General features: G+C 37.2%; 13 protein-coding genes. 9 read left to right on the top strand and 4 right to left on the bottom strand.

Annotation, left to right across the window (positions count from 1 at the left end; genetic code table 11):
• Window positions 1-22 precede the first annotated feature (22 nt).
• Complete coding sequence (gene pulA / locus AC6F34_RS15180; RefSeq protein WP_500773637.1) at window positions 23-2,185, top strand: type I pullulanase; 2,163 nt, start codon at window positions 23-25, stop codon at window positions 2,183-2,185.
• Between the two features lie 306 nt (window positions 2,186-2,491).
• Complete coding sequence (locus AC6F34_RS15185; RefSeq protein ID WP_500773639.1) at window positions 2,492-3,271, top strand: phosphotransferase; 780 nt, start codon at window positions 2,492-2,494, stop codon at window positions 3,269-3,271.
• On the opposite strand, the gene AC6F34_RS15190 is transcribed toward AC6F34_RS15185, so the two are convergent.
• On the bottom strand, window positions 3,264-3,542 hold the full coding sequence (locus tag AC6F34_RS15190) for a YtzH-like family protein (RefSeq protein ID WP_500773640.1): 279 nt from the start codon (window positions 3,540-3,542) through the stop codon (window positions 3,264-3,266). The genes AC6F34_RS15185 and AC6F34_RS15190 overlap by 8 nt on opposite strands.
• 151 nt (window positions 3,543-3,693) lie before the next feature.
• Between AC6F34_RS15190 and trmB the strand changes: the two genes are divergently transcribed.
• A complete protein-coding gene (gene trmB, locus AC6F34_RS15195) occupies window positions 3,694-4,347 on the top strand; it encodes a tRNA (guanosine(46)-N7)-methyltransferase TrmB (RefSeq protein WP_500773642.1) in 654 nt (217 codons plus the stop codon).
• Between the two features lie 53 nt (window positions 4,348-4,400).
• On the opposite strand, the gene AC6F34_RS15200 is transcribed toward trmB, so the two are convergent.
• Window positions 4,401-4,721 (bottom strand): PepSY domain-containing protein, encoded by a 321-nt coding sequence (locus AC6F34_RS15200; protein ID WP_500773644.1) that lies wholly within the window; start codon window positions 4,719-4,721, stop codon window positions 4,401-4,403.
• Between the two features lie 199 nt (window positions 4,722-4,920).
• Here AC6F34_RS15200 and AC6F34_RS15205 point away from each other — a divergent pair, with 199 nt between their 5' ends.
• On the top strand, window positions 4,921-5,994 hold the full coding sequence (locus AC6F34_RS15205) for a M42 family metallopeptidase (RefSeq protein WP_500773646.1): 1,074 nt from the start codon (window positions 4,921-4,923) through the stop codon (window positions 5,992-5,994).
• Window positions 5,995-6,251: 257 nt separating this feature from the next.
• On the top strand, window positions 6,252-6,779 hold the full coding sequence (locus tag AC6F34_RS15210) for a DUF84 family protein (protein WP_500773648.1): 528 nt from the start codon (window positions 6,252-6,254) through the stop codon (window positions 6,777-6,779).
• Window positions 6,780-6,791: 12 nt separating this feature from the next.
• Here the strand turns inward: AC6F34_RS15210 and AC6F34_RS15215 are convergent, their stop codons facing one another.
• The gene (locus AC6F34_RS15215; protein ID WP_500773650.1) at window positions 6,792-7,232 is read right to left on the bottom strand and encodes a YtoQ family protein; all 441 of its coding nucleotides are present in this window, start codon (window positions 7,230-7,232) and stop codon (window positions 6,792-6,794) included.
• Between the two features lie 175 nt (window positions 7,233-7,407).
• Here AC6F34_RS15215 and AC6F34_RS15220 point away from each other — a divergent pair, with 175 nt between their 5' ends.
• Window positions 7,408-7,914 carry a hypothetical protein gene (locus tag AC6F34_RS15220; RefSeq protein ID WP_500773652.1) on the top strand — a complete coding sequence of 169 codons (507 nt, stop codon included), beginning with the start codon at window positions 7,408-7,410 and terminating at the stop codon, window positions 7,912-7,914.
• 51 nt (window positions 7,915-7,965) lie between these two features.
• Here the strand turns inward: AC6F34_RS15220 and AC6F34_RS15225 are convergent, their stop codons facing one another.
• Window positions 7,966-10,077, bottom strand: a complete 2,112-nt coding sequence (locus AC6F34_RS15225; RefSeq protein ID WP_500773654.1) for a methyl-accepting chemotaxis protein — start codon at window positions 10,075-10,077, stop codon at window positions 7,966-7,968.
• 385 nt (window positions 10,078-10,462) lie between these two features.
• On the opposite strand from AC6F34_RS15225, the gene AC6F34_RS15230 reads away from it, so the two are divergent.
• The 3 genes from AC6F34_RS15230 to AC6F34_RS15240 all read left to right on the top strand — a co-directional run bounded on the left by AC6F34_RS15230 (window position 10,463) and on the right by AC6F34_RS15240 (window position 14,657).
• Window positions 10,463-10,780, top strand: coding sequence for a thioredoxin family protein (locus tag AC6F34_RS15230; RefSeq protein ID WP_500773656.1), 318 nt, complete (start codon window positions 10,463-10,465; stop codon window positions 10,778-10,780).
• Window positions 10,781-10,863: 83 nt separating this feature from the next.
• On the top strand, window positions 10,864-11,661 hold the full coding sequence (locus AC6F34_RS15235) for a DUF1444 domain-containing protein (protein WP_500773740.1): 798 nt from the start codon (window positions 10,864-10,866) through the stop codon (window positions 11,659-11,661).
• A gap of 467 nt (window positions 11,662-12,128) precedes the next feature.
• Entirely contained in the window at window positions 12,129-14,657 is a 2,529-nt protein-coding gene (locus tag AC6F34_RS15240; RefSeq protein WP_500773658.1) for a DNA translocase FtsK, read from the top strand.
• Window positions 14,658-14,729 lie beyond the last annotated feature (72 nt).

The following is a 14,729-nucleotide window of genomic DNA, read 5'->3' on the forward strand; positions in this document are numbered from 1 at the left end:
AGTTGTTAGGAGTTGATTCTTCATGTCTGCACACAATCGTCCTTTTGAAGCGTTTATTGATGGAATGAACGAAATAACGATTTTGCTCCCATATTCTTATCATGGTGGAAAATCGGAGCGTTTTTTCCTTATGGGTAGAAAAACGAAGGAAGAGCTTACAATAAAAGAAGAGATTGACCTAATTGAAAAACGTAAATATAAATGTGAAACGAAGACAAGTGATTTGTTTGGACAACAATTCGTGATTACCGATTGTTATGGAAAATCGACAGATCTGCAAGTTGGTGCAGTAATCCGGACTCCTGAATTTGATGATTTCTTTTATTACACTGGGACACTAGGTGCGGTATATGAACGAGATAAAACCGTCTTCTCCGTATGGGGGCCAACAGCAACGGAAGTGAAATTAAATCTTTATCCCCCAGGGACCAAGTTGCCAAAAGTGCACTCGATGATACGCAATGAAAAAGGTGTATGGAGTGTTTGTATCACCGAAAATCTTGATTGCTGGGCGTATACGTATGAAGCTTGTGTAAACAAGGAATGGAGAGTAGCAGCTGATCCATATGCGAATGCTGTTACAGTTAATGGAGAAAAGTCTGTAGTCGTATCAATGCAGAAAACGAGATTGCATTCAAAACCAGTGCTTCCATCCTTTGCAAGCTATACAGATGCAATTATTTATGAGTTGCATATTCGTGACTTTACGATTCATCCGCAAAGTGGTGTGAGGAATAAAGGATTGTATCTCGGTTTAACTGAAGAGTATACGAAAACAAAAGACGGCAAATCAACTGGTCTCTCCTATTTGAAAGAGCTCGGTATAACACATGTAGAGGTTCTGCCGATTCATGATTTTGCCGGAGTAGACGAAACATCTCCTCTTGAATCATATAATTGGGGCTATAACCCTTTGCATTTTAATGTTCCAGAAGGTTCATATTCGACCAATCCGTATGATCCTTATAACCGTATTGTAGAAGCGAAGGAAATGATTCATTCTCTTCATCTACAAGGCTTGCGGGTTGTACTAGATGTGGTATATAACCATGTTTTTGAGAGAGAAAGCAGTTCGTTTGAGTTGCTTGTTCCAGGGTACTATTTTCGTCATGATCTTAATGGGATGCCTTCTAATGGAACAGGGGTAGGCAATGATTTTGCATCTGAGCGGAAGATGGGGCGAAAATTCATTGTTGACTCTGTGTTATACTGGGTGAACGAATATGGGGTAGATGGTTTTCGCTTTGATCTGATGGGAATTCTTGATATTGAGACGATGAACATGATTAGAAAGAGACTAGATGAATTGGACCCAACGATCATTATAATTGGAGAAGGGTGGGAATTGAATACCCCGCTTCCGGATAATCATAAGGCCTCAATGCGAAATGAACAGCAGTTAGTAGGCATTGCTCATTTTAACGATCAATTTAGAGACGGAATAAAGGGAAGTACATTTCATCTGTATGATAGAGGCTTTGTGTCAGGCAATTCTTTTTATAATGAACAAGCGAGACAGAGCTTTATTGGCAGTGTAAGTTATAAATTGAATTGGAGAGGAATTTTTAAAGATCCTATAAAATCAGTGAATTATGTAGAATCACATGATAATCACACGATGTTCGATAAATTGCTCCATCTTCATAACAATCATGAAGGGGTAGAACTTTATAAACAACATCGCCTTGCAACATCAATAACTTTATTAGCACAAGGAATTCCTTTTTTGCAAAGTGGTCAAGAGTTTTTTCGCACAAAGAATGGCGATCCGAATAGTTACCGTTCTTCGGATTTAATCAATCAAATCGATTGGGAGCGAAGAAGCAAATTTGCAAAGGATATTCAATATATTCAAGGTGTGATAGCTTTAAGAAAAAGTCACGGTGCCTTCAGGTTTAAGAGAAAAGAACAAATTGAGAAGCACATCCGATTTTTGGAAGTTGAAGAGCCGGTGGTCGGGATTTTATATAATCAAGTTGGCGCATATGGGAAATCGAATAACATCTTGCTATTTTTAAATCCGAGCGATCAAGACAGGTGTGTAACTTTGCCATTGGGCCAATGGGAAGTGGTGATGAACAATGATTTTGCTGGAGATCAACCATTTTATACCTGTGAAAATGAAACAACTGTTCCTTCTTTCTCATTATGTGTTTTACTTCATGAAGAGGGACTTGACGATTAACGGTAGAACAAGCTAAAATTTAATAAATAGCTATTGTGAATTGATTCAATAGCTGTTTTTTTATTCCTAAAAAACAGGGAGTACTTCGATAAGAGCTTCCTCTTAAAGTGATAAGTAATTTGACATAGATAATTGGTAACCTGTAGGTGAGTCGAAAAAGGGATACTGCAATCTAAAACCATAGATTGTTCGTTGAATCAATCGTGCACCTGCGGGGGTTAACTCCTATCCTTTGTTTTAAAATAAAATGTTAAATATAGGGGTTTTAACGCCCGTAAACGTGGGATAAATTGTAGGTGAACAATAGTGGAACATTTTTTTGGAGATGAGTGGGAAATATCGCCTGCTGGTGGAGCAACTGGGGATGCATTCTTTGCGCAATCGAATGAGCAAAGGTTATTTCTAAAACGAAATTCTTCCCCATTTCTCGCCGTTCTTTCTGCTGAAGGCATTGTGCCAAAGCTTGTTTGGACGAAAAGAATGGAAAATGGCGATGTGGTTACAGCTCAAAAGTGGTTAAGTGGACATGAGTTAAAAGCCCATGACATGAACCAGGAGAGGGTTGCGAGGTTATTAAAGAAAATACACTCTTCTAAACCATTGTTGACAATGTTAAAGAGAATAGGGAAGCCGTCACTAAAGCCCGAAGAACTTCTAATGATTCTAAAATCTTCAATGTCTGAAGAGCTTATGAAGCATTCAGCCATTAGAGAAGCTGTTTCATTTATCGAGTGTAAAGTTGGGCTTATTGAAAGCAATGAAGTAACCGTTTGTCATGGGGATGTAAACCATAACAACTGGCTTCTTTCTGATGAGGATGAACTTTACTTGATTGACTGGGATGGTGCAATGATTGCAGATCCCGCAATTGATCTCGGGATGCTCTTGTTTAGTTATATTCCTAAAGAAGAGTGGCATGCTTGGTTGGATCAGTATGGACTTATTTTGACGGACCAGTTGTTACTACGTATGAAATGGTACATGTTAACGCAAACACTATCTTCTATTCAATGGCATGATAAAAAAGAGCGCTACCATGAAATGGAGAAGCTAATTGCTAACTTGGATGGGATTTTGCTTAGCTAAGATTTGTTAATCCGTCAACCCACTGGGATAAACTATTCACATTTGATTCAATATGTTGGTCAAGCTCTTGTGATTGCAATCCGTCTTGACAGTAACTCTTGATCTCTTCAAGGATAGCAAGTGTTTTTGGATCTACATTTTGTTGTGTTTGAAGATGCGAAACGAGTCGTTCAATTTGTTCACATTCAGAGATTGATCCACAACAATCAGTATGATGGTTGTTTAATAAATCTCGTAATAGCATGAATTGATCTTGTTGTGATAGTGGCATAATAATCGACCTTTCTAAAATGGAATCACATTTAGCTTGTGATTCCATTGCTTTTTTATGCGTTTGTCGAGCTACTACATTGCAAACGCAGTTGCAAGTGAGTAAAAACCGTGATATTGTTTGAACGAAATGATCATATAGGAGTGTCGTCATGAGACAAAGAAATAAACCATGGGCAAGAGAAAGATTAGCTGAGTTTCCTCAGTTTGTCATTGCGGAGCCTGAAAAAAACAAAGGCAATTGGAGCACAGTTTTTGCAAAGAATCAGCCTCTCCACATTGAAATTGGAACAGGTAAAGGCAGATTCATTACCGGTATGGCAAAGATGAACCCTCACATAAACTATATAGGGATTGAATTAGCAGAGAGCGTTATTGTTACGGCATTAGATCGAATCTTAGAAGAAGAGCTCCCTAATGTGAAAATAATGAACGTCAATGCAGAAAAACTTACAGAGTTATTTGAAAAAGGCGAGGTTAGTCGTGTTTATTTGAATTTCTCTGACCCTTGGCCGAAAAAGCGACATGCCAAGAGAAGATTGACGTATAAGAGTTTCTTAAAACTCTACGAAGATGTATTAATTGATGATGGTGAAATCCATTTTAAAACAGACAATCAAGGGTTATTTGAATTTTCCTTAACAAGTTTTTCTGAATATGGAATGTTGTTAAAAGAAGTGAGCCTCGATCTGCATAAAAGTGACATGGAAGATAATGTGATGACAGAGTATGAAGAGAAGTTTTCCAATAAAGGCTCTCGTATTTTTAGATGCGAAGTAAAATATCAAGCAGCTGCAAAAATGTAGCAAACTAAAAAGATGGTCTTCTCACTTGAGAAGACCATCTTTTTGTATTTATCTTACGAAATTCCTAGTGGATATGCATCTAAAATCGTACCCGTTTTTGCGTCTGCAACAAATTCATATTGAACTACAACATCTTCAGTTTTACGTGAGATCCCTCCGCGATAAATTTCATAATGTAAGTTTCCTTTTTGGAAAGGCTCAACCTTCATATGGATCCAGGAGCCTGAAATCGGTCCATCTTCTTTGAAGATACGTTTTACATCGTTCAAAACTTTTTCAGGAGAGACCTTTGTTTCTTTAGCAATGATTTCTTTTGCTACAAGGGCGCTTGTCACACCAACGGTTACACCTAAAAAGAATGATTTCCAGTTCATAAGAACACCTCCGCAAGCACAAAATGATGATGATTACATCCATCATACCAAAAACAAGAATAGAGAAAAACAATCAATGCATATGTTTTCCAAATAAACCTTGGGACATATGACTAGAAAGCCGTATGAAAGTTCTGTAAAATGAATGTATACATAAATCGCAGGCTGATAACCTGTGCATATAAAAAGGAGCAAATAGATGAATAATAAAACATTGGAATTGTTTAAAACATTAACCGAACTACCCGGTGCGCCAGGAAATGAGCATGCGGTTCGCAGGTTTATGGAAGAGCAATTAAAACAGCATTCGGATGAGATTGTAAAGGACAAACTAGGCAGTATTTTCGGCGTAAAAAGAGGAACTGGAGAAGGTCCAACTGTCATGGTTGCCGGTCATATGGATGAAGTAGGGTTTATGGTAACATCGGTTACTGAAAACGGTATGATCCGTTTTCAAACTTTAGGTGGCTGGTGGAGCCAAGTGTTGTTAGCACAAAGAGTTCAAATCATCACAGACAATGGCCCAGTAATTGGTGTAATCGGTTCGATTCCTCCTCATCTACTTGATGAAGCAAAAAGAAGCAAGCCGATGGAAATTTCTAATATGCTGATTGATATTGGTGCAGACGATAAGGAAGATGCTTTGAAAATTGGAATCAAACCAGGTCAACAAATTGTTCCAGTATGTTCATTCACGAAAATGGCAAATGAGAAGAAAATTATGGCAAAAGCATGGGATAATCGTTATGGCTGTGGCTTAGCAGTGGAACTACTTGAAGAAGTAAAAGGTGAAACATTGCCTAATACTCTGTATTCAGGAGCTACAGTGCAAGAAGAAGTAGGGTTGAGAGGTGCACAGACTGCTGCAAACATGATTAATCCTGACATTTTCTTTGCATTGGATGCGAGTCCGGCAAATGACATGTCAGGAAATAAAAATGAATTTGGACAATTAGGAAAAGGAGCGTTATTGAGAATCTATGATCGCTCAATGGTCACACATCGTGGAATGAGAGAATTTATTCTAGATACAGCAGAATCAAATAACATTCCGTATCAATACTTTGTATCACCAGGTGGAACGGATGCTGGACGCGTTCACATTTCAAATGAAGGTGTTCCGAGTGGTGTAATTGGGATCTGTTCACGTTATATTCACACATCTGCATCGATTATCCACACTGATGATTATGCTGCAGCGAAAGAATTGTTAGTAAAATTAGTTAAATCATGCGATCAATCAACAGTGAATTCAATTAAGACAAATAGCTAAGAGTTAAAGCGTAAGATTCACGCTTTGCATTAAGAGTGTAGACAAAGTCGATTTTTGACTTTGTCTACATGTTTTCTAGAGAAATTTTTAATAAACATTAGAATGTCTGTCTAGAAAATGTTTGTCATATGTCTTGCAGTGTTTATGAAGAACACAAGGTTCATCAGGGGCCTTCGATCAATGATGTTTGCGAGAGTCTACACCGTCTGATCGTATGCTCAAGTTTTTCGCAATCCTTAGAAAGAGGTAATTTTCATATGTATATTGTTGCAATCGGGTCAGAGAATCCAGCAAAGATTGAACCAATCAAGCGTGCTCTTTCTGGCCAAGAATTTGAATTTAAAGCGATTGATGTACCATCTGGCGTTAGTAACCAGCCATTCTCTGATGATGAAACGATTCAAGGAGCAATTAATCGCGCCTTTCACGCAGTAGAGGCGACAGGTGGTAACGTAGGGATTGGATTAGAGGGTGGAGTTGTAGATACTAATCGTGGGATGTTTGTATGTAATTGGGGAGCGCTATATGTCCCTAAAAGCGAGCCTTTTATAGCTGGAGGAGCAAGAATCAGACTTCCGGAAGAAATTGCATCAGAATTAAGAATCGGCAAAGAGTTAGGTCCAGTAATGGATGCATACACTAAGAGACAAGGAATTCGTAAAACAGAAGGAGCAATTGGAGTATTAACGAATACAAGAATAAAGCGTGCGGACATGTTTTTCCATATTGTACAGGCGCTGATTGGTCAGTATGAGTATGCTCAAAATAAAGCTGCAGGGAGGTAATCCCTTACAGCTTTATTCATATACATAAGCCAATGCTTTCATTGCTTGATCTATGGTTTCTACGGTAATGTTTGCTCTTGAAGAAAGCTCCTTTAATGGATGGTGTAAATGTTCTGGTCGAATAATAATTGTTGGTTTTCCATTAGCGAGGGCTGTTGAAGCATCCATCGCCGTATTCCATTGCTTATACTTTTCACCGAAGAGGGCGATGACAACGTCTGCCTTGCTTAATAATAATTGCGTTCGAAAGTTATTAACGCTAGAAGAGGCAGCATCTAATGAAATCTTATCTGGCTGTTTTCCCAATACTTCTTCCCCTATGTAGTCAGATCTGTCATGGTCTTCCATCGGACCAGTAAATGTAAATGGAAGATCAAGAGTCCTTGCCTTCTCCTTTATTTCATTTCTCCAATTGGAATGAATCTCTCCTGCAAGATAAATGGTTAAATTCATTTAAGTCCCACTCCTTTTTAATCTAGTTTACCACCTTTTTCTGACAAGAAACGCAATTATTATACGAATTTCCCTAAGATTCACTGAATGAGATAAATTTTAGGTTGTCAGACTAATATAAGGAAATGTATGATAGAAAAGGATGAATTTAAATTATGTCAAGGGGGACAAAAGTATGAAATGTATATGGCGACGTTCCTTCTTCTTGCTCGTTATCGCCCTTATTATAACTGGATGCAGTGCTTCATATGAAGAAAAGCAGAATGAAGCTTTTGATGCTGTTAAAGAGGCTCTCCAAAATGGACCGAAAAAAACTAATAATAGCAATGTAAATATTGATTATTATGTTCCTTTTGGCTTTGAAATTGTTGAAGAAATGCAAAATAATATTGTTTTAAAGAATGGTAGAAAAGAGTATATCCTTTTTTACAATCAAATTGAAGATGAGAATAGTCAAGTGATTTATGAATCAACTCTCGCTCAAAATGACTATGATTACAAAGAAAATATGCAAGAAGGTAATCGTTTTGGATATCTATTAATGAAAGAAATAGAAAATCAAATGGTAGAAATTGTTGTTGGCGTTGGTGGAGTAAAAATTACGTCACATATAAAAACAAAGCAGCTTCCTTCAGAAGCTCAATACATGATGAATATAGCTCAATCGGTAGAAATTCATTAACAAATAGAGGTAGACAAGGGTAAAGCATTCCCCTGTCTACCTCTATTTGATTTACTTGTTTTTACGTAAGAACTTTTTAATGTTTATTTTCTTCAAAGGGTTAATCTTTAAGAATTTGATTGAAGGCATTGAAAACTTCTTGAATCTCTTTGTATTTATTGTTTTTGATGAAACAGCTTGCTCGTGGTCCTCTAATTTAAATTGGCTCACTTCATCTTGAAGGTCACTCGCAATTTGGCTTAATTCAACTGCTGCTTCGTTGACTCTTGAAATAGCTTCTAATTGTGTTTCACTAGATGCAGAGACTTCTTCAGATGCAGCAGCGGAAGATTGTGATACTCCGAATACTTCTTCTACCTTATCTGTTAAAGACTGATTTGATTGAGTTACGTGCTGTATTGACTCTTCAATTGTTTTAATCTTTGATGTGATGCTCTCAACATTTTTTACAATGTTTTCAAATGCATCTTTAGTTGTATGAACAGATTCACTTTGCTTTTCTTTATAAGTGTTAAACTTATCAGACTCACTCATTAGCTCAGACATTTTATGATTCATCGATAAAACGAGCTTATGAATGCTTTCTGCCTCGTTTTTAGAGCGCTCTGCAAGCTTTTTAACTTCATTGGCAACAACAGCAAAGCCTTTGCCACTTTCACCAGCTCTTGCGGCTTCTATTGAAGCATTTAAAGCTAAAAGGTTTGTATTGTCTGCTATGTCTTGAATTGTATCTACAATCGAAGAGATATTTTTCGTCTGACTAGCAGCATCTGAAACTCTTTCAATTAAATGGTTTGATAATGTTAATAATTGATCTGAAACTGTTTGTAAATCTTCTACTGTGCTCAAGCCACTTAAACCTAGTGTAGTCGTACTTGAAGCGTCAGATGAGATCTCTGCACTTAATTTTTCAGTATCACTTATGGCTCTTGCCACATTCTCAATTTCATTCTTACTGTCCTCTAACTGAAGCGATTGAGTTTCTGCACCAGCTGCAATCTGCTTAATTGCAGCATCTACTTCATTCGCTTGGGCAGTTGTTTCTTCTGAAATCGCAGCAAGATGCTGTGAAGATGCTTGTAATTGTGAAGATGAGTTTAAGATATGCAAAAATGACTGTTGTACTTTTTCAGCCATTTGATTAAATGAAGAGGCTAGTTCAGCCATTTCATCTTTTCCGTTGGACTCAACTCGGTATGCTAGATTTCCGCTTCCGATTTTCTCGGCGCCCTCTTTCATAGATGAGATCGAGCGAGTGATGTTTGTCATTAAATAGATGCCTGTTACTGCAATGATAATGATGAGAACAAAGCTTACAATATACACGATTGTATTTAATATAGCGTTTTGTCTTTGAATATCAGCTGTTAATGAAGAATGTGCTTCGATAATCGTTTGTTCAGCGCGCGTAATCGCACCTTCTATTGCAATAGCTTGTGAATCAAATTGACTAATAAAGGCTTCGGTTTGATCATATGCATCATGAATTGTGTGTAAAGCGTTTTGATAGTCACCTAATCTTCTCGTTATATAATCCTTTCCAGACTCGTCTAAGCCTTCATGTTGATTGATGGCTGTTGCTAGAACTTCGGATGTTTCAATAAATGAATCATACGCATCGCTCTGTTGACTTGCTAAATATTGTTGTGAGTATGATCGCATTAGAAGAAGCAGATCGTTTATTTCTTCGCTGTTTAAGCTTTTTGTTAAGGTTGTAATTTGGTTTGTCGTACTATTAATGTAAGCTTGTAAACCTTGTGATTCATCAAAACCAATTTGTGCATACATTCGATGAAGTGTTTGAAAAAGTTCATCATATGTACCTGAGATAGTAGCAACTTGATTGAATTGACCTGCAATTCGACTATCTTCTTGAAGCTCGCTTAATCTTAGTGTTTCTTCTTTCATCTTCTCAATGGAATTAAAAACAAATTGTGCAGTTTCTTCTCTTGGTGAGCGTAAAAACTGTTGTTCCCATTTTCTAGCCGTAGCCATTTGGTACTTAACCTCTTTACTCCCGCTCACAGTTTCCTGTAATTGCTTTTCTTGTTCCCGATTATTCTCTTGTATCATTCCTAATACAAAATTAAAGGATAGAAGCAAAAGCAAAGCACCGACCGTCATTATTCCAATGAGGCTTAATTTACCACGTATTGTTTTCAAATAATCACCCCAAAAGTAATATAATTCTAATAAATGAAAAATTTTATTTAATTATAGTCTTTTAAACCTATGAAAACAATAAGAAATATGTCGTTTTGTGGATGTCTTAAGACCTAAAATTGAATAATACCGTTACCAAAGTCATTCTAATTCGCTTTTTTTAGAGAATAAGTGATTACATTCCAAGCTCTAGGTGCATTCTTCACCACATGAGTGATAATGAAACAAGGATATGTTGTTAGATTTTTGCTCGCTAATAGGTGGCGAGTTATGCTTTTCTTCTTACAAATAAAAAGTGAAAGGACATATAATGGACTGATAACTTTATGCTTGGTATAGTTGAAATATGGAAACCTTAAAAAGTGTGAAGCGGAGGATGTAGATGATGGAAAAATTAAAATCGATGGAGCAATTTGATCAATTGACAAAAAAAGAAAATGTAGTATTTCTTTTTTCAGCAGATTGGTGTGGGGATTGTCGATTCATAGAGCCGTTTATGCCTGAAGTAGAAGCGAAGTACTCAAATTATACATTTGTATATGTAGACAGAGATGAATTTATTGATTTATGTGCGAACCTTAGTGTATTTGGAATTCCAAGCTTTGTAGCCTATAATCAAGGAATAGAAACGGGTCGTTTCGTAAGCAAAGATCGTAAAACACAAGAGGAAATCGAAGAATTTATTACATCGTTACAATCATGACAATTGAATTGGCTGCTTAGGCGGTGTCATCAATGGAAGATTGTAAGATGATTAAGTTCGTTAAGCAGGTGAGAGAAATGAAAATGGATAGCAAGAAAATGAAGAAAGAATTAGAGAAGCGTTTAGCTTCTGAACAGCGAAATATTATATTCGATCGAGAAAAGGATCAGCTTCGTATTGAACAGATTGAATCTAAAAAAGGGATTACAGTTTCGTTACCGGGAATAATTGCGAAATGGCAAGAGCAAAAAGAGAAAGCCATCGACGAGGTCGTTTACTATGTTGAAGAGGGCCTAAAGGCGATGAATGATACAGGGAAGCCTGAGCAATATGAGAAAAATATCCTTCCAGTTATTCGTTCAACTTCGTTTCCGACTGAAAGTGATGATGATAATCGATTTGTAACAGATGATCATACAGCAGAAACACGTATTTATTATGCTTATGATCAAGGAAGCTCGTACCGTTTAATCGATCACGCCTTTCTAGAAAAGCAAAGGTGGAATGAAACATCCTTAAAGCAAATGGCCTTATTTAACATCCGCTCACTGTCTACAAAATATAAAGTAGACGAAGTTGCGGGGAATCATTTTTATTTCTTTAACAGTAATGACGGCTATGATGCAAGCCGAATTTTAAATGATACTTTGTTAAAAGATATGGAACAAAAGGTGAAAGGAACGATGGCTGTAGCTGTTCCCCATCAAGATGTATTGATTGTCGTAGATGTACGGAATGATACGGGATATGATATATTGGCCCAAATGACTATGAGCTTCTTTGCAAGTGGAAGAGTCCCAATTACTGCACTCTCTTTTCTATATGAGAATGGCGAATTAGAACCGATCTTTATTTTAGGAAAAAACAAAAAGAAGAAATAACGATAAGACCAATTGTTAAAGTGGTTCTGAGATTGTAGACAAAGTCAATTTTTGACTTTGTCTATGTGTTTACTAGGGAAGTTTCTTTAGTAGAAAATCCATCATAGCTTAAAAAACGAATGTTAGACTGGGCTGCAGTTGAGTAAAGACCCTAATAGAGCACTTGGTTCTTGAGAGGGGACTTCGATGCAAAATAACAATTTTGTTAAGCGCTTGTCAGTAGCCTGAGAACCATTGTTAAAATGGTTCTTTTTACTTGCTCACATTTAGTTAGAGTTTTTTACGATAAAAGTAGTTGCTAGACAATCTCAATTTTTTGCCGATGTTACCCATATAGAAATATGGGTAAATTGAAGAAAAATCATCCATTCATTCATCAAATAGTCTTGAGAGACTTTTTTATCTCAAAATACAATCATAATTTTGTTAGAATAAAAGGAAGCTAGAAAGAAAGAGTTGGTCATAATATGAGTTGGATTAAAAAAATAATGAATCGTTTACGAATAGATGAAGACGAGAAAACGGAAGCGAGTTACGAATTTAACCAAGAAGATTCTGAAAAGAAAGAGCGAAATGGAGAGATGGAAACAAAAGTATTGTACCAATACCCAAAAGGAAATTTTCGCTTTCCGATTGTCCCAGATGACTATGATCACAAGGCTCATAGAAAGGATAGACAAAAGAAACAGCAGCCTGAGCAACAAGCACAGCTAGTGGGAAGTAAAAAGACAGAAAATCAGCAAACAATTACGACAAAAAAGGCACGAACCGAAATGAAGGAAGTCAGTCATATTAAGCGGTTTTCTCCGCGGGAAGTTCCTTCACCTATATACGGATTAGGTAAACCAAAGAATCGTACTAAGCCAATTGAATATGAATTAATTAGTGAAGATAAGGTTAATGTAGAACGGCTACATGACCAGTTGGAAACAGTTACTGAAGAAGAAGTGACCGTGGATCAGCAGATTTCTGAAGTTGATAGACAAGATGAACGTTTTCAAAATTGGTCATCTCCTACTCAAAATGTTGAATTCAATAATGAAGTGGATATGCGATTTGAAACCAATGTGATTGAAGTGGATCAAGACGTAGAGCAGCCAAGGAGTATTGAAGCTGTAACTGAAGTAGAAGAGCAAGGAAATATTGAAGTTGTAACTGAAGTAGAAGAGCAAGGAAATATTGAAGTTGTAACTGAAGTAGAAGAGCAAGGAAATATTGAAGTTGTAACTGAAGCAGAAGAGCAAGGAAGTATTGAAGTTGTAACTGAAATAGAAGAGCAAGCGAATATTGAAGTTGTAACTGAAGTAGAAGAGCCAATAAAAAATGAAATAGTAGCCGAGATATCTGAACAAGCTCCTGAACACAGTGTACATATTGAACAAAAGGAAAGCCATCGCCGCCATATTCCTTTTAATGTAATCATGCTAAAACAAGATAAAGAAAAACAATTGAATAAATCTGGAGTAATGTTACAAAAAGAAGTGCAGATGGAAAAAATTGAGAAGAGGGAGCTACCAGTAACAGTACCTGAGCAAACACCTATTCCTAAATCTGAACGGGATGAACCGTCTTTTTATGCTTTTCCAAGATTGGAACATTTGAATCCAGGTGTTCGACCAATAGATGCAGATGAATGGCTATATGAACAAGAGGAGCTATTAAATGCGACGCTAGCGAACTTTAATGTGCGGGCACATGTTGTGAACGTTACGCAAGGACCTGCGGTTACTAGGTTTGAAGTACAGCCTGAGCCAGGTGTGAAAGTCAATAAAATTACAAATCTCTCAGATGATATTAAATTAAGCCTTGCGGCGAAAGACATTCGTATTGAGGCACCTATCCCTGGCAAGCATACGATTGGGATCGAGGTACCAAATCATCAGAGCAGACCTGTCATGATTCGTGAAATCATTGAGTCTAGTGTGTTTACTGAGCATGAATCACCACTTACAGCAGTCTTAGGTCTGGATATTGCGGGCAAACCGATCGTTACGGACTTAAGAAAAATGCCACATGGACTGATTGCAGGTGCAACTGGATCAGGAAAAAGTGTGTGCATTAATTCGATTTTAGTTAGTCTTTTGTATAAGGCAACGCCAGATGACCTTAAGCTGCTTTTAATTGATCCGAAAATGGTTGAGTTGGCACCTTATAATCGGATTCCTCATCTCGTTAGCCCAGTTATCACAGACGTAAAGGCTGCTACAGCTGCCTTGAAATGGGCAGTAGAAGAGATGGAAAGAAGATATGAGCTATTTGCCCATGCTGGTGTCCGCGATATTCAACGATTTAATGAGCTGGCAAAAAAGAGTGGCCAGCATTCAGATCGCTTGCCGTATATTGTTGTAGTCATTGATGAACTTGCAGATTTAATGATGATGGCTCCAACTGATGTAGAGGAGGCTATTTGCCGAATTGCCCAAAAGGCGAGAGCATGTGGGATTCATTTGATTATCGCTACACAAAGACCATCTGTAGATGTTATTACTGGTTTAATCAAGGCGAATGTACCAACAAGAGTTGCCTTTTCAGTTTCTTCACAAGTCGATTCTAGGACAATAATTGATATTAGTGGTGCGGAGAAATTACTAGGTAGAGGAGATATGCTCTTCCTAGAAAATGGTTCTTCGAAACCAGTTCGTTTACAAGGAACGTTTGTATCAGATGAAGAAATTGATGAAGTCGTCAACCATGTTAGATTGGAAAGAGAACCAGATTATTTATTTGAACAAGAGGAATTATTGAAAAAAGCAGAAGTGATTGAGGAAGAAGATGAATTGTTTGTAGAGGCATGCCACTTTGTAATTGAGCAAGGAGCGGCTTCAACTTCGAGCCTTCAAAGAAGATATAAAATTGGTTATAATCGTGCAGCTAGATTAATTGATCTGATGGAGGCTCATGGATTTATCTCAGAGAACAAAGGGAGCAAACCAAGGGATGTATTGCTATCTGCATCTGATTTAGAAGTTCTTCTAGAGGAAAGAGCAAGTAATTAATGCAATTCGAGGTATTCTTTCCCTCATTGTGATAAATAATAAGCACCAATAACAGGAAAGAGAACATTGAAT

This window comes from Niallia sp. CD-39 (assembly GCF_059874745.1).